Below are 207 nucleotides of genomic sequence, written 5' to 3'. Positions count from 1 at the left end.
GCAGATGGTAACTACAAAGTAGATGTACCAGAAGGTGTAGAACTTAAAGAAGGCGACAAAGTTACAGTTGTAGCGAAAGATGGCAACGGTAATATGTCAGACCCAACAGAAACTACAGTAACTGATACAGTAGCACCAGACGCACCAACAGTGACAAACCCACAACCGGGTGACAAAGTCATCACAGGTACAGCTGAACCAAACGGA

1 pseudogene is annotated in these 207 nt (G+C 44.9%); it reads left to right on the top strand.

What is annotated here, in order from left to right:
• Nucleotides 1-207, top strand: a pseudogene (locus CD122_RS12090) (hypothetical protein); the annotation flags it as partial.

The sequence above is a fragment of the Staphylococcus rostri genome (assembly GCF_002902145.1).
Lineage (GTDB): Bacteria > Bacillota > Bacilli > Staphylococcales > Staphylococcaceae > Staphylococcus > Staphylococcus rostri.
This window is presented reverse-complemented; position numbering and strand designations above follow the sequence as displayed.